This window comes from Enterobacter sp. PTB (assembly GCF_051130085.1).
Taxonomy (GTDB): domain Bacteria; phylum Pseudomonadota; class Gammaproteobacteria; order Enterobacterales; family Enterobacteriaceae; genus Enterobacter; species Enterobacter ludwigii.
In genome coordinates, this window is the sequence record NZ_JBDKEE010000034.1 from 14,202 (window position 1) to 32,483 (window position 18,282).

The window sequence follows — 18,282 nt, forward strand, 5'->3', positions numbered from 1 at the left end:
TTCTCCTGCTTAATTACTATCAGTTAATAATAGTTGTTATCACGGGGTTACTCAAGAACAGCAATCGCGACCTTGATTTCGGAACTATTACCTCGCTGCCAGCGCCCCCGGATAGTGCCGGGCGATGATGTCATTCAGCTTATCGACCAGTTCAGGTCGCTTAAAGGTGATGTGTGCCGTTCCTTTCTGAAAATACTTGATTGCAAACATCTCATCCTCGTAACGATTACTGTGCCTGTTTTCATGGATATGATCTCCCAGCCGACGGGTAACGTCAGCACGGTTGTCAGGAACAGGTTTTCCGTCAAGGATCATCAGCATCCGCTCAAGGTCAGCTAATCGATCGCGCTGCCAGCCCCAGTTCAGACCAAATCCCCACCGGTCACATTTGACCAGTCCTGTTACGATGATTTTTGTTCCAAACTTGCAGGGGCTATTCGTCCGATAGTCCCAGCTCAGCCCTTTAAATACGTTGATGACGCCCCGTTCAAACACCTCGCCTTTATTCAGATGTAATTGCTCAAAGGTACTCAGGATATTGGCTTCGCTGACCACCGGAATATCCTCCTTTTCCAGGCTGTTGTACCACTGGTCACGGGCCTGGGCATCCAGAATCGACAGCATCCCAGACCTCTTCATCAAATCCCGCCATATACCGCGATCGAGATTGCAGGTAATGGCTTTCATCGCCGTATCCGCTTTCTCCATTAGCCAGCATTCATAGCGGTGCTGTTTCATTCCCCATTCTTTTGCCGTACCCGCTCCCAGTGAGAACGTCAGCAATGAGATGTCATCAAGTTGCTGAATGAGCGCTTCAATCTGTGCCAGCGCAGCGTTACGACCTGTGACGATGCGTTCAATGCTGGTGGAGCAAATCACGTCAGTATGGCCGGTGAGTACTTCTGGTTCGGTGAGGGTAAGGTCTGACATTATGGTTTTCCTTTATATAAAGCAAAGCGCCAACCGGTGAGGGCTGGCGCTTATGCGTGTACGATGAGTATGGTTCGATGGTTAATCCGTTCTGGTTTGTTGCAGAAGCAGCAGATGGTGGAGATCGCGAACGTCCTGAAGCGCACGTTCAATCCAGGGCAACAGCACTGCTGAATCCGTCCGGTCTTCGTCGTTATCGAAGATAATCTCGCTGCCACAATTGATGTTGTCCTGCAGCCAGTCGATCAGGATCTGCAATGCAGTTTCAGTGGTTAATTCCGACATGTGTTCTCCTTGTGGCAATTGAGGTTGAGCTACCAGTCGAAAGTGGCAAATTCGGGTAGCAGTTCACCGAGGGCATCCAGATTGAGGATACGGATGGCATAGCTTCGCATCAGCGTGACGACTAACCGGCGACAGGCCTTTGATAACCCCAGCCGCTTTAGTTCCAGCACGGGATGTAAACGGGCATTCAGCCTGAGAATAAATCCGTAGCCGGTATACAGTATCCAGTCGCCGTTGTTGCCGTCGTGACGTTGAAGGGTTATGTGCTCGAGGATAGCGTTATCCTCACCGGTGATATGGGCAGTGCTACACTGGATCCCATTCAGACGGGCTGCATGTGGTAGAGAATCTTCAACAACCAGCTTCCCCGGATTGTCGGCAATACGAAGTGTACAGCCGTTGTCACAGACCACATTGATCAGGTCGGCCAGTTCAATGCCGTCAATATCTACAGCGATCCGGCCCATATTGAGGGCCAGAACGTTGATGGTATCGGCTTCCACGGTGAGGGATAACTTCATTGCTGCACCTCGCGGTATTTACCGGTGGTGATGTCGGTCACCGTTCTGTAATCGTTGCGGATCATCAGCCCGGTGGCTTTACGGGCGCGGAGAATATCAATACTGGTGAGAAGCGGTGACTGTGTTTCCGCGTTGAAACCACGACGATCGGTGCGCACCAGGTCGTATTTCTCCACGATAAAATTCACGGCGTCGCACAGTGAGATCCCTGCGTCGATATGCTCCTGGATCACGCCATCGTTGCCAAACGGCGTGTCGTTTAGCGTCAGACCGTAGTGACGGTCCAGCAAATACGTGAGTAATTTTTGCCAGATATCGACGGGTGACGGACGTTGCTGAGCCGCCCGTTTAAGGGATGAAGATTGTGTGTGCATAATAAGGAACTCTTTGTTGGCTGGTTAAACCGAAAGGGAGGTATTGAGCGAGCTGTTCAGGCTGCTGTGGCAGGTGTCGGGTAAATCGCGAGATAGACATAGCCGCAACTGCCGAGGGAATCCGCGTCGCAGGTCAGTCCTTTTGCGTAGAGCGTGACGCAGTGCTGATGGCGTGGAGTGAGTTCACCACTGGTGAGCATTAATTCCAGTTGCTTCAACAGCAGCGGAAAGGCCTGGTCGAGATGGCGTAAATCCGCGTCACTGAAGGTGCCTGTGATGCTGGCGCGGTCGGCAAGGTAATGCAGCCGGTTGCCCTCCTGCACCAGGCGAGCGCCAAAACACGGGATAATATCGCGCTGAAGCCCCCAGCGCGGTGCGTCCATGTTGTCATTTGTGGCAGGGATATCTGGCATGGTTAAGCCTCACTAAAACGTGGATTAAGAAATGTTTCAACAGGATAGGGTCAGCCAAAACGTTGACCGGATTCGGTGAAGGTGTAATCCCTGGCGATAATGTCGTCGTCAATAATGGAGGGGGAGGTCTGCCAGCCGTATTCGCTTTCCAGCATGTCGTAGAGCCAGCGCGCCAGCTCCCGGATGGCTTCGGTTACCGCCACCTCACTGTCTGCGCTCATGTTCTGCGCGGAGCTGTGGCGTTCGACCATGACTGCCATACAGGATTCATGGATATGCTGGCCGTGATGACGGATCGCGGCGCGAAGTTCGCCGCTGTTGTGCAACTGGATGGCCTGCAGTAAATCGGCAATCCGGTGAAGAGCAGCGTCTTCAGGGTAGTGTTCCCTGATCAGGTATACGGCCTGAGGCTGGTAGGTATAATCACCCTCAAAGCAGGCACCATCCCCCTGACGGCTGAAGCCGCTGAACCAAATACAGTGGTGCTGACGGTTGCCGCCCGACGGGAGAGGCACCCGGTACAGCTTAATGGTTATGCCCAGGATGTCGCTGATGCCAGTGAACTCGTCAAACACGTTCTGATACCAGTCATCATTCAGCATGTGCTCGCGATACCAGTTGCGGGCGTTCTCCAGGGCGGGTTCGGAGAGTTCATCCAGTGTATAAACGGTGGTGGAGATAATTTTGCTCACTGTAGTTTGCCTTTATTCAATTGAGCGTGACGCTGCGCAACACGACATACGGACCGTTGCGGTCCTGACGGCGTTCTGCGAAGACCGCGAGCACGCCGCGGATATCCTGCACCTCCCGCCCGGCATAGTGGCAGACGCTGCCGGACCATGTGTATTTGCCGGTGCAGAAGCGAAACAGCCGGGACTGCGGGTGCTGGCGATATATCGTCATCGCCTGACGTTTGCTGATAATTTTCATCGGGTTATTTTCCTGTTGTGCTACAGCCAGCCACGTTCGGAAAACGAGATAATATCCATTCCCCCCACGACCAGATGGTCGAGTAATCGTATTTCGACCAGACCCAGCGCTGTTTTAAGTTGCCCTGTGAGCTGTCGATCGGCATGACTGGGTTCGGCATGGCCGGAAGGATGGTTATGTGAAAGTACCGCAGCGGCGGCATTATGCTTCAGACCGGCCTTTACGACCTCGCGCGGATGAACAGTGATGGTGTTGATTGTTCCGAGGAACAGCGTGTCGTGGGCTATCAGGCGATGCTGATTGTCGAGCCACAGAACGGAAAGAGCTTCCCTCTCCAGAGAGGCGAGATGCAGGCGCAGCCAGTCGCGGACGGCATTGCTTGAAGTAAATGACGCGCCGGGTTCGCGTAGCTGGCATTCCAGCAGGGTTAATGCCTCCCTGACCGTCTGCTGGTCGGCAGGGGCTAATTCACGGGCAAACAGCGGTAACTGTTGTTTCATGGCGGCTGACCTCAGTCGATGATGTGCATGATGGCGCTGCATTCGGGGTGACTGAGCGCGTAGTCCCGCAGGCGGTAATAGTGCGCCGTCATGGCGTCGCATTCGGTGCGCATGGCGTGGTGGCTGTACGTCATCAGACAGACGGCTATTCCAGCGGCCTCGCTGCTGAGCTCACCGCCGTTACCGTTCATGGTGTTAAACAGGGACCATTGTTCATTGGTATTGTCGTCATCTTCCGGGGCCATAAAGGCACCGCCGTTGCTCAGCGTGTAAAAATTCCAGATGCCGCCGCTGTAGTCTGCACAGAAGCGGTCCATCCAGGCGAAAACAGTCGGCTCAAGGATTATCCACTGCGGTATGCTGCCGAAGTGCTGCGGCCAGAAGCTGATTCGGTTTTCATCGGTTACCAGTGTTGCTGTAATTTGATGTTGAGCCGCAACAGAAACGGGTTTGTTTGGGGTAAACAGCGGTTGTGTGCTATTGGTCATGTTGAATTTTCCTTATGTATGAATAAGTTGAATGGTGATAAAAGCTGGAGATTGATTCTGGCGACGTGGTGTGCGTGGTTATTTACCGAGTAAATCCATCATGTTCTCGGTCATCACCCAGAGCGCTCTGTTTAATTTAATGTCACCGTCAATACCGTTAACGGCACGGGTGTGGGTACGTTTGCCTTTCGCGTTACGTCCGGGAAGGCCACCTTTGAGCAAAGACTCCTGAATGCGCTGGTACGTTGTCCACAGGTCGTCCTGCCGGTCCTCATACCGTCTCGGCGTCAGTATCTGTGTTGTGGTGACAGGTTGATGCTCTTCGCCAAAACGGTACGTCAGTGCGGCATCCGCCAGGGCGTGTTGGGCTGGTGGTGGTAGCTGTAACGACTGCATGGCGTCACGCTTCTCTTCCACCCGGTCAAAGACGCCAAGTACTTCGTAAGCGCCTTCAATTACTTTCTCAGCGATATTGCCCCGGTGCGGAACTTTGATTTCGCCAAACGACTGTCCACAGACGAGTGAATTCGTGCATACCTGGCGGAAGTACCCCGGCAATAATTGAAAACTCGACGCTCCATCATGAGAATTAAGAATAATAATTTCAGGCACATGCTGACCGTTTATCTGACCAGCACGACGTAAGCGGAGCAGGTGTTTGGTATGCTCCCGACGATCAGGGTCACGAACCCGTGACTGGCAGGCAAAGAATGGCTGAAAACCCTCACGTTGCAGGTTTTCGAGCAGGGTGATGGTGGGTATATAGCTATATTGGTCAGAGCGGGATCCGTGCTTATCTTGACTAAAAATACTGGGTACATGAGCAAATAACTCATCATGAGTTAATGGACGGTCACGACGTATCTGGTTAATACGGCCAAAGCGGCTGGCTAGTCTCATGGTTAATTCCTTATGGTTGATTTAACGGCATAAACAAAAAGGCCATGCGCCCCAAAGGGAACATGGCCTGTTGGCGTGGTTGCGGGTGGGATTAATTTCTGGTAAATGTGTTTTTTGGTATACCGTGGCTGAGCAGGTAGCGGTTAAACCACTCCCTGGCATTGTCTTCAAAATTCCACGCTCGCCAGATCAACTGACCGTTGTGGTCGCGAATGACCAGCCGAAAATGGGTGTGCTGGTCATCTTCGATAGTGACATTACTGTACTGGCTCACTATGTTTTCTGCCTGTAGGTGGGTGAACGTATCCAGTAAAAGAAGTTGATTTTCGTTAGTCATCATTTAAGGGGGAGAGTTAATGAGCATAGCCTGAAGGGGGCAGACTATGGGGTATGAAACGAATACGAAACGTTTAATGAGAATACGTTTTAGTATTACATTGAGGTGATATAGGTCTAAAAAAATCTGTAAGTTAAAAGTTTAATTGATTACCTATTATATAGGGATAACTCGAGGGTGATTTTACCATGTTATTTGTTGTTATTCTGTGAGTTATTTTAATTTTCTTCTTCTATTGTTATTTTGTGTATTTGTGATTCTACTGTGTCGGTATGTCTATTATGTGTTACATAAATGACTTATATATTACACAACACACGGAAGTATATTACGGGCTAATACATTGAATAATGCATTACATATTTATTGTTATTATTATGAAAGATCTTTTAATATACTTATTTAATGGCTGTGTGCAATGGTGTATATGTAATACTCATATACGGAACAGCTAAATGTAATGTTTAGTGTGTAATACATGTTTTATGTTTTATTTAAAGCTAAGAATATCTTAACACAGGAAGTCTAATGTGTATTGCATTACTCACTGAAATATATTCTGATAATGCTTCAATGAGTAATTAACGTGGGTGTAATAACTGTGAGGTTAACATGATGTGTTTTTATAATGTATTGATGGTGATATGTTTTATTGTGTTATTGATAATGCCTTTTGTATAATGTAAATGTTAACGTTTTAAGGGTATGAATACCCCTAAGGGAAAAATCATGAGTGAAAGTGAAAGTATTAATACATATAAGTATATGGAGTCGTATGCCCCCTTTAACCTGTATCACCTGCAACGAATTGAAGAAACAATAGATAAAGCACTGGCAACACATGCAAGAATAACGGCACTCAGAATCGACCTTCATGCACCATTACTTGACCCTGACAATATGAAATACGATGAAGTCATTTTTGCAGATACAGATTCTTATGTCATATCAAGATTTATAGCCTCCCTGAAAGCAAAAATAAAAGCCTGTATCAAAGCTAAGAAAAAAGCAGGTATAAGAGTTCATGAAACAACAGTGCATTTTGTATGGGTAAGAGAGTTTACTTCTGACTCATCACGAAAACATTATCACGTACTGTTACTGCTCAATAAAGACACCTTTAACTACGTGGGTAACTTTAACGAAGATAAAGGCACATTACTGACATTCATTCATCAGGCATGGATGAGTGCTTTAAGACTTAACTACCCTGACTATAGACACCTCGTTCATTTTCCAAGAAAAGGATGCTTCTATGTGTATGCCAAAGATGGAAAATCTGGTGAGGTATATAAAAATCTTATTTATGCCAGCAGCTACATGGCAAAAGTTAAAACCAAGTTTCATGGAGATAATGAGCGTAATTTTGGTTGTAGCCAGTGAATAATCCAAGTTGAGTTGTTATGTGATTAATATAACCCCCTTAAATGGCTGTGTAACGCGTTATGAGAGGGTTAATTAAAAATATCGATAGATGCATGGTTATAATTAAATAAAAGCTCAGGATGCGATACGCTTCGTTATATTGCCTGCCTGAAGATTTATATCAATAATCAATTTAATGCGGATAGTTATCACAGAGTAAAAACTGTTCAGGTAATTCATTACTGTAACAACCAGCTTATGGCAGAGAACAGATGATTACCTTAATTACGATAGTAACGCCTGTTCCTGTCTCCCTTATTCATTAAAGAGAGATTATTACCATGAGCGAACTGAATGCCCTGAACAAAATTGACCTGGTTAACGATAGCATGATGGATATGAAAGACATTGTTAAATTTACTGGGTTATCTGATAAGTGGTTCTACAAGTTAATTAAAGACGGATTATTCCCTAAGCCTGTCAAAATGGGTCGTAGCTCTCGCTGGTTTAAAAGTGAAATTGAAGCATGGGTCCAGAAGCGTATTGTTGAGTCCCGTGGTGAATAACGAGAATTAAAAAGGGGCGGTTTGATATTTTCATTTCTCTCAACATCATTTAGAAAGTTATACAAACCGATATGATGCATTTATTTTAATAAATCGTTTGAGCTTCGTTATGAGTCATTTTCTTTATCACAATAATGTCTTGTTGAGTGAAATGAGAGAGAGCAACAAATGCAAACTAATCTACATCCCTTGTAAATACAGCCATCATTAACGAAAAGGCTTTTAGTGCCTAAAGTGCCGTACAATCAGTGCTGTTCAGCACTGATTGTACGTGTTTTCGTGTTTTGTGATTGGTTTTTATGTGGGGTTCATCCTTCATTCATAGGCGAAAAATTTTTTGGTTAATATTGAAATGTTGCGTTTTGGTATGAGATTTGTTGTCAATTGGCTTTTTTTTGGCTATTTTTTATACATGTTGATGTTGTCTGTTATCCATTGTAGGCAGCTGTCTTGTTCTTCAGAATTGGTTGTTAGTTTTCTTTCTGTAGCAGTGCTGATACTACCTTGCTGTTCGTAGTGTATATTTACATTTTTGTTTATGTAAATGTTCGTTCCTTTCTTTCCGTTTTTTCCATTAATAGACTCGAAGGTTGAAATGACTCCTTCTTTATTAAGTCTTTCAAGTGCGAGCATGATTCTATCTTTATTTCTCAATGATGTCGGGATTGCGTTGTTTCGTAAGTCAGACAATGTGAATACATGCCCGGTAGGCATTTTAGCCATCCACCCAAGAAGATCATTGGCATCATCTCTTGGTGTTTTTATATTTAAAGAGGGTATCATCTTTGTCTGAGATAAATAATATGTGTTAATTTCACAAGCCTGCTCAATTACTACATCTGAAATTATTTCCCCATCCGACCGATGGCAAAAAAAATGCAAGAGAGCAGCTGTGCGGTAAATATTTTCTATGTGTCTTGAAGCAAAGTCAGTTATACCTTTAAGTTCTCCATCAGGAGCAAGTCTACTTTCAATGTTATTTTTATAATCTAACATTTTACGGACGGACTCGTCTGAAAGCTTTAACGTTATTATATCAGAATGCTGTGTTTGTTCATTTAGTAAATGACTTATTCTGGCATGAAACTCATGTAGCGCAACTGGATCGCTAGCGACCCCATTATCAAATCTGGAACCTGCGGTTGGTTCTGGTTTTGATATTAAAAAACGAGCCAGGAATCCGGAGGAACGAGCCTCCACTGAGTTTCTTGATAAATAAGATTCCCACACGTGACTTTGTATCATTAAAGACATGGTGAGTTTTGTGTCAGTTATTAATGTATGGGAGTTCTTGCGAATGATTTCAGCGTCGCTTCCATCCCACATAGTTGTCAAGAAACCAAAAGAATGTTTTGCTTTAGCATTAAAGAATAAAACAGCCTCATTATATATTAAACCAGCGCTTTTACTACTTTGAGCTAAGTAATCTTGAATTCCGGAGATTGTTGCATCTGCGTTACCATAGAACACTCTGTTACGGACAGGCTTTTTCTTTTCATAAATAAGCATATCCTCAAGCTCTTTAGATTCAGCATCATAACACTCGTTCATTCTTCTTTTTTTTGTAATTGTTCCTTTTAATTCTTTTTTTATGATTTTATTTATTTCAATTTGCAGATCATATTTTTGATTTTCAGATTCATATTTACTCTCCATTTCTTTATCCGCGATGATAAATGGAGACATGATTTTTTTTGTTACAGCACCTTTTCCCTCTCCAGAATCAGAAATTGTTAGCAGATAAAGTGAGCAGTTACAGGGCCCATATCGAGGTACATCAACCTGGATAAATCGCTGGCAAGCAAGGGATATAGCCGTCAGCACGACACTTCCAATCAGCGCATCAGAAGCTTTTGTTTCATCATGTACATACCTAATAACACGTTGCAAACTTGGGGGAAATGCTGATACCGGATATGGTTCTGATTGTTCTGCATTTTTACGGATAACATAGTTTATACAAGGGGTCGCAATGATTTGATGTGAATATGCAGTTAAGCTATTAATCGGGATGCTTTGATCTTTTGCAGGAAATGGGACTTGCCTGAAAGGCTGATCATTGCTGCGTTTTGCATCTTCTGAAATTTCTGACAAGTTATCGCTTTCAACATATTGATCATGCTGCTGACTATTGTCCTTGTCCTTGTTTGAAGGCCTGAAGAGCTGTTGAGCCAATTCGATATTATGTTTTTTGAAATCTAAGTTGGACATATAACACCCTATATTTTATGTCAAAATTTTTATTGGCAATTAATTACGAGTTAAAGCAAGCTAATCTACAAGACTCTAATTGTAACAACCCATATCTGTTAATCGCCAGGTTCGTCTGCTAACATGTTTATACTTTTTTTTCTGATATACACGAGCAGGCTCTATGCTCGTTTAGCGATAAAATCTGATAATCGTTTTTTCAGCAGGAAGCTAAATAGCATCTAATACCGCTACACCTGCCATCTGTGCACTGCAATACCACCCTGAATATCAAACGGAACGCCTGTGGTTTGAACACCGGCACGACATGCTGACGGAGAACGGGCGACAGCACTGCCCGTATGTCAAACCGGAGGCGAAAGAAACCCACCATATCCGGCAACTGCAATGGCATGTACCGGATGTCCGTCCGCTGGTTTACCGCGCCGACTGGCACTGTTCTGGCTGCGACAGCGATTACCACGGTGAACGTTATTGCCTGACCTGCAGAACGGGTGAATACAGTCATGAACGTACTGATGTGACTGGCAGCACACCGGAGGTGACGGTATGCGCATACTGAAATGCTATCTCGCGAATGATACCTCAGGTCGCTTTGTGACGGCGGATGATGCCGCGAGAGCGCCAGGCGGCGTATGGACCTGTGCGTCCTGTGGCTGCGTGCTGTACCTGCTGACGGGCTTTGGTGAGAAACCCTGGTTTGAGCACGACCAGCAGACAGTGGCTGAACATGTGCTGATGAACTGTGCGCATCTGGATCCGGAGGTCAAAGCTGAAGCCCGTCGCAGGAAACTGCGCCGCATCATCGGTGGTCTGGATGCGCCGGTGATGTCACTTGCCTGGTACTGCGCGTGGTGTGGTAGTCATTATCAGGGCGTGAAGTATTGTGCCCAGTGCCTGACCGGCATTTACAGCATCGAAGAAGCGCACTGGCGGATGAATTACTGCTGCAACACACTCCCCGGATAAGTCCTGCACTCGCCTCCTGTATCAGATAGTTACCGTGTAAACTGAATCTACAAAAGAGAACCTTCATCGTGAATCATTCTTGTTCTGAGATTGCTGGTGCTGACAGTAGCACACCGACCACCATTCGTATGTTTTTACAACAGGCCATTGACCATTACCCACGACTGGCGGCGTTCAGCTTTACACTGGGATTACCGTACCGCGAGAGCGTGGCCGATTACCGGTCATTGATTCTGCGTTTTCACACCGAAGTCTGGCAGCAGATTGGCGAATATTCGTGGCAGCGCCAGCAGGCTCGTCATCAATCACCGCCCACGTTGTTACGCTGGATATGGGAATCAGTCTGCACATCAGAATGCAAAATGGTACTGCTGCTCAATTCTGATACGCTGGGGGCAGTGAGCCACGGTCAACTTATTGAAAGCACTCAGCAGGCGGTAAGCGAAATTCTCAACGACGCGTGGCTGACGGTCACTGGCGTGGAACGCAATGGCGTAACGAACATCACGCCGATTATTCTCAATCGCTCAGGCCGGGGAACCTTCATGACGTCCTTTAACCAGCTAAAAGTACAGGTACAGACGATGCAGGAACCCGTAGCGACAGCGCGGACGGGGATAGTGGGTTAACACGTACATTTTTAGCAGCCGGTGAGCGGGTTTGCAGAGACTGGCGGTGGTGATCAGAAGCCACCAGAAAAGCTTCACCATCTATCTGAAGTGTTTTCCGAGAATATTTCTGACGAGTATCGCAGCATGTTCACGGGCTTGCTGGATAAGGTCATCCTTGTGGATAGTGCGACCACAGTTAGCGCAAGTGGTGCCGGTAACATCATCCACATCGCTGATTTCTGTCCCGCTGTGTACGGTGAGATCGTGGTTGCAGCCAGGGCACTTAAAGGGAATGTGACTCATTATTGTTGACCTTTTTGAACGAGGGGGGTATTTGCCAGACCGTAGCAACGACAGCGTCAATGTCGCAAGGCTTATCAGCCCCTGTCCCGAAGCAACGTCGATGTGTTGAAGTGGTCACATCGCAGGCGAAAAAAGTACGACATGCGGTTGGCTGGAAAGCGAGAAAAAGATCGCTATCATCTGTACTTCTACGCCTGTTACTGATTTTGGGATGGTGGGATCAGCCCATGATGCAATCGTGGGTGACGATTAGGTGGCTGTGGCGCGGGTTCCTGCTGAGCTTTCTCCTGTGCGGTTTTGTTCTCCATGTACTGAGAATTCTCCGGGTTGATCACGGGCCCCGGTCCGAATACAAGAGGGGGTTGTGTCGGAGCGGCTGTGTTCACGCTGTTCGTTGAATCTGCTGCAATAGCGGTGAATCCGAAAAACAATGCAATCAGTGCGATGGATAATTGACGCATAGCGTTTCCTGTTTTGTGGGGATCAGCCGATAGCCTCTTGTCGGGAGCGGTGCAATATCAGTTGCCAGGTGTGTTGCTGTTATTTCATTTCCCACGAGGTTTGCCAATTATTGCAGCGTCGGATCCGTCGTGAAGATTGCCCGATATCAGCACCAGTTCACCACGTTGTACCAGCGTGATATAACGCCATTTGCAGAACGTATCAGTCATTCCCGTTTCCGACATTGCCTGCCCGATAGCGTGAGCCAGTCTGGTTGGCTGCTTGCCGACAATCGATAACAGTCGGGTGTCGAAATACCCGATGGGATGTTCCGTCAGCCGGTTATTTTTGATAAGGCGTATACCAACGCCATGGTCGCGCAGTTCGACCCACTCATCAGCCAACTGGCGGCGAAGAGCGGGGGTTGCGATCTGACGCTCAGCAAAACGCAGCTTAAGTCGTTCGGTGGAGATCTGTGCCACCGCGGCGTAGTGTCTCCCTTCGGGATTTTCCAGATCGTCAGAATCGACCAGTACTTCAGTCACTTTTATGGTTTTGTCCTGCAACCACCAGTAAATACGGCGGCGAAGCAGTTGTTCGGCGGGATGTGTCCCCGACCAGATGACGATTTCATCCGCTCCTTCCCCCAGGGAGTAAAGCCGCTGATGTACGCCCTGAAAAGAGGCGGTCCAGTCCGTTCCTGCATCACCATAGCTCAGCGTAAAGAAATCATGCCAGAAAGCGATGCGCTGAAGCGGAGATGCAGTATCGACATCCGTTAATGGACCGATACTGCAGTCGTCGCCGATATCCCTGATATCGGCATCAAACAGCGATTCGAGACGTATCAGGGCCGAGCCTGCCTGGCATACGTGTCGGATATGAGTCTTCATTTGGCGTTCCTCTGAAATCGTGTTGTTGTGTGCTGGACTCAAATCATCAAACGTGCCGTCACCTGGCCGCTACTCGCGCCGGTTGGCTCCAGAGTCTGCTGTCGTTAGGCGTTATATTGGCTCACGCCATTATCGTCAAAGTGTACCGGATGGCGGGGCCAATCCAGAGACCGACCTGGTGATCTGACGAAATCGCAGGTTAATCTCCTGGGGAGACCGTCACAGCAACATAAAAAATGCCCGCAGACACGGGCAAAGGAAAATGCTGAAGCAATAATCATCAGGATGCGATTGTCTTAACGTCGCTTTTTAAGCGTCAGCACGGGTCTGGCGATTGTCAAATTCTGCTCAAACAGCAAGCTACCGTTATCGCTGATCAGCCACCTGGCACTCCCGGTTTCGCGATAGCACGACGTTTTCATCTTTTGCATCAATCTTTTACCCACCGCACAGTTAACAAAAAAATCACAGGTCATACCTGTTGGTTAAGTTTAACTTCAGTTAACAATGATAAACATCAGCTAAACAAATAATAAAAATATTATTAATGGTGGAATAGCATTGTGAAAAGCAGGCTCTATCTGACGCAGCACGAAACAGAACAAATACTGCGGGCGACGGAAGGTGAAAAAAATGGACTGCGGGATCGCTGCATGATCATGATGTGTTTCTATCATGGGCTGCGGATCAGCGAACTGCTCGGTCTGACCGTCCGGGATATCGATTTAGCGGGCGGGACGATTTTTATCCGGCGGCTGAAGAATGGATTCAGTACCGTGCATCCGCTCCAGCCGGAAGAGCGACAACTCCTGGGGGAGTGGATGAGTCGCAGACCGCCGTCGGGCGAAGGATGGCTTTTTCCGAACGCAAAGGGAAAACATCTGACCCGTCAGTATCTGTATAAGCTATTACGGCACTATGGATTGCTGGCCGGGCTGGCGGTGCGGGTTCACCCTCACATGCTGCGTCATGCCTGCGGCTACGAGCTCGCCGAACAGGGGATGGATACCCGGTTAATCCAGGACTACCTGGGACATCGTAACATTCGGCACACGGTGCATTACACGGCAGGAAATGCAGCTCGTTTTGCACAGACCTGGAAAAAGCAGCGCCTGGCGGTTGTGAGCGAGGAGAATGAGCGATACGGGGCTATTATCTCCCGTGTGATGAGAACAATTATTGCTCAGGGCAGGTCTGCACTGAATTTATTACCTCGCAACTTGCGACGAATGCTTCAGTTTAAAACTCTGACCAGAGCCCCCCCTGAACCGGTATAATACCGCTCGTGGTGAATTAAAAAAATTGCCGCGATCTCCTCATTAGGGGAGATCGCATTGAACATCGTTGATGTCATCATTTCCAGGAAACGTTATTAAGTTTCCGGTCGGGTGATGTAGAGTAAACTCAGCAGAATAAAGCTGATGAATGTGTAAGCCTTGGTTTGCCCGTTCCACTGATTCGCCCACATGGCAAGATACTCCCCTCCGGCCACGGCAAAACCCGTGTACCAGACCAGTACGGCTGGAATACAACCCGCAATAAACAATTTTTTCCCTGTGGTAGCTTTATTCTGAGCCTCTCTCAACGCGCCATACAACAGAGCCAGTCCCCCGAGAGAACACAGCAATCCGGTGATAAATTCGCCAATGATAATCGTAATGTAGCCTGCCTGTTGCCAGAATGGCGAGGTAATGGCGCGGGTACGAATAGTGCTTCCGGTAAACCAGGGTTCCATACTGTCCATCGACAGGACGTGTTGAACAAATTGCCAGTTGGTGTCGTAATCCAGAACGTTATCTACGGCAACCAGAAGCCCGAAAGCGCCCACTGAAACGGCCAGTATACCTTTCAGTAATTGTTGTAAAAAAACCATCACCCTCCCCCTTCGAAAATGACCTTTTGTTTTGTCAACGCTGGCGTCGCAGTAAATAGCCAGTGATGCAGACACTTAGTACTGTTGATTCGCCAACGGGAGCCGGAGAACTCAAGCAGTCTTAACCATTTAGGTCAGTATCTATTGTGTAAGCTATCATTGGCTGAGTGTTCACACACAAGCCGGGACCCAGCCCAAAGTTATTTTTGGGCATGATCTCTTGTTTGCTTTTCCGACTGCTGTGTCCTCGTTATAATTCTTCGCATGAAAAAGAATCACTCCGTATTACCTCCCGAAGAATCCCTCGCCGATCTCGCCCATTTCGCATGGTGTGCGTTGGTGGGCTTACGCCTGGCACAGCAGGACGGCCAGGCGCTGTCACCTTTGACCATTCACACCTTTTTAGTACGCTGGCTCGCTGATGCGCAAAAACAACGGCGCTTCCCCCGCTCTGTGGCACCCGACATCGACAGCCTGCTTCGACTCGGACGCCAGAAAGGTCCCGCAGCCGGATTGTTAAAGCGGCTGGAATACCTCCACCAGTCCTGTACGGAGCCGCTGGCGCAGCAGTCGGATTTATTCCGCCTGACCCACGCCATTGAATATCTCAGGGCGCAGGGCTGGGTGAACGCGGTGGTTACCGAAGAGGAATGGGTTCCTGAATTGTTGTACGCCGAATACGCGGATGTATCCGCGCTGCTGGTGAGAAAGTCCGAACTGCAGCGCCATTTTACTGAAGAGGGTAAGCAGTCCGCGCCGGTTGATTTCATCGTCGTTGGTGACAGTCGTGTTGTGAGCGGAGTCCTGGATACACGGGAGCTGCGTTATGTGACGGGTGAGCAACATGCTGGCTGGTGTTTGCTGTCACTGTTGCCAGCAGCAGAGGCGGGCATCCCCGAAGAGCGGGCGGCTACCTGTTAACACAGAGGAGATTGACCGTGGGGCGAATTGACTACCAGATCGAGAAGTACCAGTTTTCATGCACTGACGAAACGCCCCGTCTGACCAGGCAGTGGGCGGATGTGCTGGAAGAGTGTCGCCATCTGAAAGCCGGAGCAGCAGAACGTCTGCACATTGCCCTGCTGAACGTCGATTACGTTACCAGCTTCGAGCTGCCTTTTCGGCTGCTGCTGATACGTACGCCCCAGTTGATCGCCGGGCTGCGCGACGAACTACAGCTTAGTCAGAAAGAGGCGCTCTTTAACGGGAAGCGCTTTGGCTGCGTCTGGAGTCTGCGCTCCGATCTCAGTGCGATACCGGACGAGTTTCAGTACCGTATGGTCACTCGCATCCGGCGTCTGGATCCCACTGGTGTAACGGCCTCGCCTTATCAGCAGATTGCGAAAGACGTGAAAGCACCACGCGAACGGCTCAGGCTGGCGCTGGAAAGCGGTCTACAGGTAACCGCACTCGACGGGCTGTTCTGGTTTGGCATTCAGCGGATCGCCGCCGATGTACTGCGGTTACGCAAATCGGGGATGGCTGTCACAACATCCGAAACAGAGGTGTCCGATAACCTCACAGGCACGACCCGCCGGATCCCAGTTTATACACTTTCCAGTGGTCATTGATTCTCCCCCGATATTCCAGTACCTAAGAAACATGCAATCCGGCCACATCTTTGTCTGAGCAGGATGATGACGATAAACCAGTCGCGGATGAAGTCATTTACTTGACGTTGATCACAATTAACTGCAATTCACATTTAGTTGCAAAAACATAACGTGATTCCGTAAGTGATAATGCGATTAATTACACCCGAAAATTGCCTGGTTTTTATTCTTTTCAGGCTGATGCCATTCAACGGCAGGTTGCTTTATGCAAGGTCTTTATTCGTCACGTTTAATGAAATGAAAGGAAGTTTCCATCCCGGTGTGAAATTCCGCACGCATAGCTTAAGTTCGCCAAAAATACCGAAAAATTGCTTTCCTGTTCACCCTTTCCTAGCATCCGCGCTTCTCTAATCATTCTCAAATAACGCGAAGGATGTGCCATGAGCAGCTATCAGTCGGAAATACCTAAAGCACGAATAAACCTGAAACTGGATGTACACGTCGGCAATGCACAAAAGCAGACTGAGCTCCCGCTCAAGCTACTGCTTGCGGCTGACTTCAGCAACGGGAAAGAGACCGCACCGCTTTCTGAACGCCAGAAAATCAATATCAACAAGCTGAATATGCAGCAGGTTATTGCTGAGCTGGCTCCGTCAGTCAGCTTTGACGTGAAACATGCCCATGGCGATGAAGAAACGGAAGAGAAGATTAATCTGACGTTCCGCCATATGAAGGATTTTTCCCCTGAGCACGTAGCCCGCCAGGTGCCCCGGCTTCAGGCGATGTTAATGATGCGCAATCTGCTGAAAGACCTCCGGGCCAATCTGTTAGATGACGCAGGTTTCCGCCGCGAGTTACTGGACATCCTGCGCAACCCCGCTCTGAGCGACGAACTCCGCGCTGAAATTGCCGCCCTGGCACCACAGGACATCTGATTACCCTTATTTGCACGAGAACACTACCATGTCATCAGAACAGAATACCGCCGCCGCGACGGCTGAAGTCCTGGAGCAGGAGCAGTCTGCCGGGGTCTACGCGTCATTACTCAAAAAAATCAATCTTGCCCCCGTTGACCAGCTCAGCGATATCAGCGCCTGGCGCGATGAAGCCGACATGGCGGAAGCCGGTGCCAGCCAGCGCGTGACCGCCGCTCTGGGCATCTTTCTGGAGCAGCTGCGCCAGTCCGGTACGCAAAAAGTCGATAAGCTGGATAAAGCCCTGCTGGATCAGATGATCGGCGAATTGGATCGTCAGCTCAGCCAGGATCTGGATAAAATCCTCCACCATCCTGAGTTTCAGAAGGTGGAAAGCCTCTGGCGCGGCGTGGAACACCTGGTCGGAAAAACGGATTTCAGAAAAAATATCCGCGTAGAGTTGCTGGATCTGTCGAAGGACAATTTGCGGGAAGACTTTGAGGATGCGCCGGAAATTATCCAGAGTGGATTATACCAGCACGCGTATTGCTCGGAATATGACCAACCCGGCGGAGAGCCCATTGCGGCGCTGATTTCGGCTTATGAATTTGATGCCTCGTCGCAGGATATTGCCCTGCTGCGTAACATATCTAAAGTCGCCGCCGCTGCCCATATGCCGTTCATTGGCTCGGTAGGACCGAAGTTTTTCCTGAAAAACACGATTGAAGAGGTGGCGGCCATTAAGGATATCACCAATTTCTTCGATCGCGCGGAGTATATCAAATGGAAGAGCTTCAGGGAAAGCGACGATTCCAGATACATCGGCCTGACGATGCCGCGCGTGCTGGGTCGCCTGCCGTATGGCCCGGATACCGTCCCGGTACGCAGCTTCAACTACGTGGAAG

Annotated in this window: 25 protein-coding genes and 1 pseudogene; 10 read left to right on the forward strand and 16 right to left on the reverse strand. The window is 48.3% G+C overall.

All coding sequences use genetic code 11. The features are described 5' to 3' along the window. Positions 1-87: 87 nt before the first annotated feature. The 11 genes from AAIR21_RS24620 to AAIR21_RS24670 all read right to left on the reverse strand — a co-directional run bounded on the left by AAIR21_RS24620 (position 88) and on the right by AAIR21_RS24670 (position 5,681). The gene (locus AAIR21_RS24620) at positions 88-930 is read right to left on the reverse strand and encodes a DUF4942 domain-containing protein (RefSeq protein ID WP_434682478.1); all 843 of its coding nucleotides are present in this window, start codon (positions 928-930) and stop codon (positions 88-90) included. An 81-nt stretch (positions 931-1,011) separates the two neighbouring features. Then, positions 1,012-1,215 (reverse strand): hypothetical protein, encoded by a 204-nt coding sequence (locus AAIR21_RS24625; RefSeq protein ID WP_434682479.1) that lies wholly within the window; start codon positions 1,213-1,215, stop codon positions 1,012-1,014. Between the two features lie 29 nt (positions 1,216-1,244). After that, complete coding sequence (locus AAIR21_RS24630) at positions 1,245-1,736, reverse strand: DUF5983 family protein (RefSeq protein ID WP_434682480.1); 492 nt, start codon at positions 1,734-1,736, stop codon at positions 1,245-1,247. Further along, positions 1,733-2,110: a TA system toxin CbtA family protein gene (locus AAIR21_RS24635; RefSeq protein WP_434682481.1), complete on the reverse strand. Its 378-nt coding sequence runs from the start codon at positions 2,108-2,110 to the stop codon at positions 1,733-1,735. Before AAIR21_RS24635 ends, AAIR21_RS24630 begins: the two co-directional genes overlap by 4 nt. Positions 2,111-2,166: 56 nt before the next feature. Further along, a complete protein-coding gene (locus tag AAIR21_RS24640) occupies positions 2,167-2,523 on the reverse strand; it encodes a type IV toxin-antitoxin system YeeU family antitoxin (protein WP_434682482.1) in 357 nt (118 codons plus the stop codon). Positions 2,524-2,573: 50 nt separating this feature from the next. Next, positions 2,574-3,215 carry an antitoxin of toxin-antitoxin stability system gene (locus tag AAIR21_RS24645; protein ID WP_434682483.1) on the reverse strand — a complete coding sequence of 214 codons (642 nt, stop codon included), beginning with the start codon at positions 3,213-3,215 and terminating at the stop codon, positions 2,574-2,576. A gap of 16 nt (positions 3,216-3,231) precedes the next feature. After that, positions 3,232-3,453 carry a DUF987 domain-containing protein gene (locus AAIR21_RS24650; protein WP_434682484.1) on the reverse strand — a complete coding sequence of 74 codons (222 nt, stop codon included), beginning with the start codon at positions 3,451-3,453 and terminating at the stop codon, positions 3,232-3,234. A gap of 20 nt (positions 3,454-3,473) precedes the next feature. Beyond that, positions 3,474-3,953: a RadC family protein gene (gene radC / locus AAIR21_RS24655; RefSeq protein WP_434682485.1), complete on the reverse strand. Its 480-nt coding sequence runs from the start codon at positions 3,951-3,953 to the stop codon at positions 3,474-3,476. A gap of 11 nt (positions 3,954-3,964) precedes the next feature. Then, on the reverse strand, positions 3,965-4,441 hold the full coding sequence (locus AAIR21_RS24660) for an antirestriction protein (protein ID WP_434682486.1): 477 nt from the start codon (positions 4,439-4,441) through the stop codon (positions 3,965-3,967). Positions 4,442-4,519: 78 nt separating this feature from the next. Further along, positions 4,520-5,341: a DUF932 domain-containing protein gene (locus AAIR21_RS24665; protein ID WP_434682487.1), complete on the reverse strand. Its 822-nt coding sequence runs from the start codon at positions 5,339-5,341 to the stop codon at positions 4,520-4,522. A gap of 91 nt (positions 5,342-5,432) precedes the next feature. Beyond that, a complete protein-coding gene (locus AAIR21_RS24670; protein ID WP_434682488.1) occupies positions 5,433-5,681 on the reverse strand; it encodes a DUF905 family protein in 249 nt (82 codons plus the stop codon). Between the two features lie 726 nt (positions 5,682-6,407). Here AAIR21_RS24670 and AAIR21_RS24675 point away from each other — a divergent pair. Both AAIR21_RS24675 and AAIR21_RS24680 read left to right on the forward strand, forming a co-directional pair. After that, positions 6,408-7,061 carry an inovirus Gp2 family protein gene (locus tag AAIR21_RS24675; protein WP_434682489.1) on the forward strand — a complete coding sequence of 218 codons (654 nt, stop codon included), beginning with the start codon at positions 6,408-6,410 and terminating at the stop codon, positions 7,059-7,061. Between the two features lie 323 nt (positions 7,062-7,384). Next, the gene (locus AAIR21_RS24680; RefSeq protein ID WP_434682490.1) at positions 7,385-7,609 is read left to right on the forward strand and encodes a helix-turn-helix transcriptional regulator; all 225 of its coding nucleotides are present in this window, start codon (positions 7,385-7,387) and stop codon (positions 7,607-7,609) included. A gap of 399 nt (positions 7,610-8,008) precedes the next feature. On the opposite strand, the gene AAIR21_RS24685 is transcribed toward AAIR21_RS24680, so the two are convergent. Further along, on the reverse strand, positions 8,009-9,820 hold the full coding sequence (locus tag AAIR21_RS24685) for a YfjI family protein (protein ID WP_434682491.1): 1,812 nt from the start codon (positions 9,818-9,820) through the stop codon (positions 8,009-8,011). 283 nt (positions 9,821-10,103) lie between these two features. Between AAIR21_RS24685 and AAIR21_RS24690 the strand changes: the two genes are divergently transcribed. From AAIR21_RS24690 to AAIR21_RS24700, 3 genes are all read left to right on the forward strand, one after another. After that, a complete protein-coding gene (locus tag AAIR21_RS24690; RefSeq protein ID WP_434682499.1) occupies positions 10,104-10,382 on the forward strand; it encodes a putative zinc ribbon protein in 279 nt (92 codons plus the stop codon). Beyond that, positions 10,370-10,789 (forward strand): putative zinc ribbon protein, encoded by a 420-nt coding sequence (locus AAIR21_RS24695; RefSeq protein WP_434682492.1) that lies wholly within the window; start codon positions 10,370-10,372, stop codon positions 10,787-10,789. Before AAIR21_RS24690 ends, AAIR21_RS24695 begins: the two co-directional genes overlap by 13 nt. A gap of 68 nt (positions 10,790-10,857) precedes the next feature. Continuing rightward, on the forward strand, positions 10,858-11,418 hold the full coding sequence (locus tag AAIR21_RS24700) for a DUF3296 domain-containing protein (protein ID WP_434682493.1): 561 nt from the start codon (positions 10,858-10,860) through the stop codon (positions 11,416-11,418). Between the two features lie 81 nt (positions 11,419-11,499). Here AAIR21_RS24700 and AAIR21_RS24705 read toward each other — a convergent pair whose 3' ends face one another. The 3 genes from AAIR21_RS24705 to AAIR21_RS24715 form a co-directional block, all read right to left on the reverse strand. Further along, a complete protein-coding gene (locus tag AAIR21_RS24705; protein ID WP_149330641.1) occupies positions 11,500-11,703 on the reverse strand; it encodes an ECs_2282 family putative zinc-binding protein in 204 nt (67 codons plus the stop codon). A 197-nt stretch (positions 11,704-11,900) separates the two neighbouring features. Then, positions 11,901-12,164, reverse strand: a complete 264-nt coding sequence (locus tag AAIR21_RS24710; protein WP_149330640.1) for a hypothetical protein — start codon at positions 12,162-12,164, stop codon at positions 11,901-11,903. A gap of 84 nt (positions 12,165-12,248) precedes the next feature. After that, positions 12,249-13,037 (reverse strand): DUF3658 domain-containing protein, encoded by a 789-nt coding sequence (locus AAIR21_RS24715; protein ID WP_434682494.1) that lies wholly within the window; start codon positions 13,035-13,037, stop codon positions 12,249-12,251. A gap of 563 nt (positions 13,038-13,600) precedes the next feature. Here AAIR21_RS24715 and AAIR21_RS24720 point away from each other — a divergent pair. After that, positions 13,601-14,149 (forward strand): annotated as a pseudogene (locus tag AAIR21_RS24720) (tyrosine-type recombinase/integrase); the annotation flags it as partial. Positions 14,150-14,409: 260 nt separating this feature from the next. On the opposite strand, the gene AAIR21_RS24725 reads toward AAIR21_RS24720, so the two are convergent. Continuing rightward, positions 14,410-14,910: a DUF2165 family protein gene (locus tag AAIR21_RS24725; RefSeq protein WP_434682495.1), complete on the reverse strand. Its 501-nt coding sequence runs from the start codon at positions 14,908-14,910 to the stop codon at positions 14,410-14,412. Positions 14,911-15,174: 264 nt separating this feature from the next. Between AAIR21_RS24725 and AAIR21_RS24730 the strand changes: the two genes are divergently transcribed. From AAIR21_RS24730 to tssC, 4 genes are all read left to right on the forward strand, one after another. Next, on the forward strand, positions 15,175-15,831 hold the full coding sequence (locus tag AAIR21_RS24730; RefSeq protein WP_434682496.1) for a DUF2913 family protein: 657 nt from the start codon (positions 15,175-15,177) through the stop codon (positions 15,829-15,831). Between the two features lie 17 nt (positions 15,832-15,848). Beyond that, entirely contained in the window at positions 15,849-16,481 is a 633-nt protein-coding gene (locus tag AAIR21_RS24735; protein ID WP_434682497.1) for a helix-turn-helix domain-containing protein, read from the forward strand. Positions 16,482-16,903: 422 nt separating this feature from the next. Further along, entirely contained in the window at positions 16,904-17,398 is a 495-nt protein-coding gene (gene tssB / locus AAIR21_RS24740) for a type VI secretion system contractile sheath small subunit (protein ID WP_149330625.1), read from the forward strand. A 28-nt stretch (positions 17,399-17,426) separates the two neighbouring features. Next, positions 17,427-18,282, forward strand: an 856-nt coding sequence (tssC, locus tag AAIR21_RS24745) for a type VI secretion system contractile sheath large subunit (protein WP_434682498.1), incomplete at its 3' end; no start/stop codon positions are given.

Bases quoted from the DNA above. Each gene is read 5' to 3' on its own strand.
- AAIR21_RS24620 (WP_434682478.1), bottom strand. From the start codon at position 930: ATGTCAGACCTTACCCTCACCGAACCAGAAGTACTCACCGGCCATACT.
- AAIR21_RS24625 (WP_434682479.1), bottom strand. From the start codon at position 1,215: ATGTCGGAATTAACCACTGAAACTGCATTGCAGATCCTGATCGACTGG.
- AAIR21_RS24630 (WP_434682480.1), bottom strand. From the start codon at position 1,736: ATGAAGTTATCCCTCACCGTGGAAGCCGATACCATCAACGTTCTGGCC.
- AAIR21_RS24635 (WP_434682481.1), bottom strand. From the start codon at position 2,110: ATGCACACACAATCTTCATCCCTTAAACGGGCGGCTCAGCAACGTCCG.
- AAIR21_RS24640 (WP_434682482.1), bottom strand. From the start codon at position 2,523: ATGCCAGATATCCCTGCCACAAATGACAACATGGACGCACCGCGCTGG.
- AAIR21_RS24650 (WP_434682484.1), bottom strand. From the start codon at position 3,453: ATGAAAATTATCAGCAAACGTCAGGCGATGACGATATATCGCCAGCAC.
- radC (WP_434682485.1), bottom strand. From the start codon at position 3,953: ATGAAACAACAGTTACCGCTGTTTGCCCGTGAATTAGCCCCTGCCGAC.
- AAIR21_RS24660 (WP_434682486.1), bottom strand. From the start codon at position 4,441: ATGACCAATAGCACACAACCGCTGTTTACCCCAAACAAACCCGTTTCT.
- AAIR21_RS24665 (WP_434682487.1), bottom strand. From the start codon at position 5,341: ATGAGACTAGCCAGCCGCTTTGGCCGTATTAACCAGATACGTCGTGAC.
- AAIR21_RS24670 (WP_434682488.1), bottom strand. From the start codon at position 5,681: ATGATGACTAACGAAAATCAACTTCTTTTACTGGATACGTTCACCCAC.
- AAIR21_RS24675 (WP_434682489.1), top strand. From the start codon at position 6,408: ATGAGTGAAAGTGAAAGTATTAATACATATAAGTATATGGAGTCGTAT.
- AAIR21_RS24680 (WP_434682490.1), top strand. From the start codon at position 7,385: ATGAGCGAACTGAATGCCCTGAACAAAATTGACCTGGTTAACGATAGC.
- AAIR21_RS24685 (WP_434682491.1), bottom strand. From the start codon at position 9,820: ATGTCCAACTTAGATTTCAAAAAACATAATATCGAATTGGCTCAACAG.
- AAIR21_RS24695 (WP_434682492.1), top strand. From the start codon at position 10,370: ATGCGCATACTGAAATGCTATCTCGCGAATGATACCTCAGGTCGCTTT.
- AAIR21_RS24705 (WP_149330641.1), bottom strand. From the start codon at position 11,703: ATGAGTCACATTCCCTTTAAGTGCCCTGGCTGCAACCACGATCTCACC.
- AAIR21_RS24710 (WP_149330640.1), bottom strand. From the start codon at position 12,164: ATGCGTCAATTATCCATCGCACTGATTGCATTGTTTTTCGGATTCACC.
- AAIR21_RS24715 (WP_434682494.1), bottom strand. From the start codon at position 13,037: ATGAAGACTCATATCCGACACGTATGCCAGGCAGGCTCGGCCCTGATA.
- AAIR21_RS24725 (WP_434682495.1), bottom strand. From the start codon at position 14,910: ATGGTTTTTTTACAACAATTACTGAAAGGTATACTGGCCGTTTCAGTG.
- AAIR21_RS24730 (WP_434682496.1), top strand. From the start codon at position 15,175: ATGAAAAAGAATCACTCCGTATTACCTCCCGAAGAATCCCTCGCCGAT.
- tssB (WP_149330625.1), top strand. From the start codon at position 16,904: ATGAGCAGCTATCAGTCGGAAATACCTAAAGCACGAATAAACCTGAAA.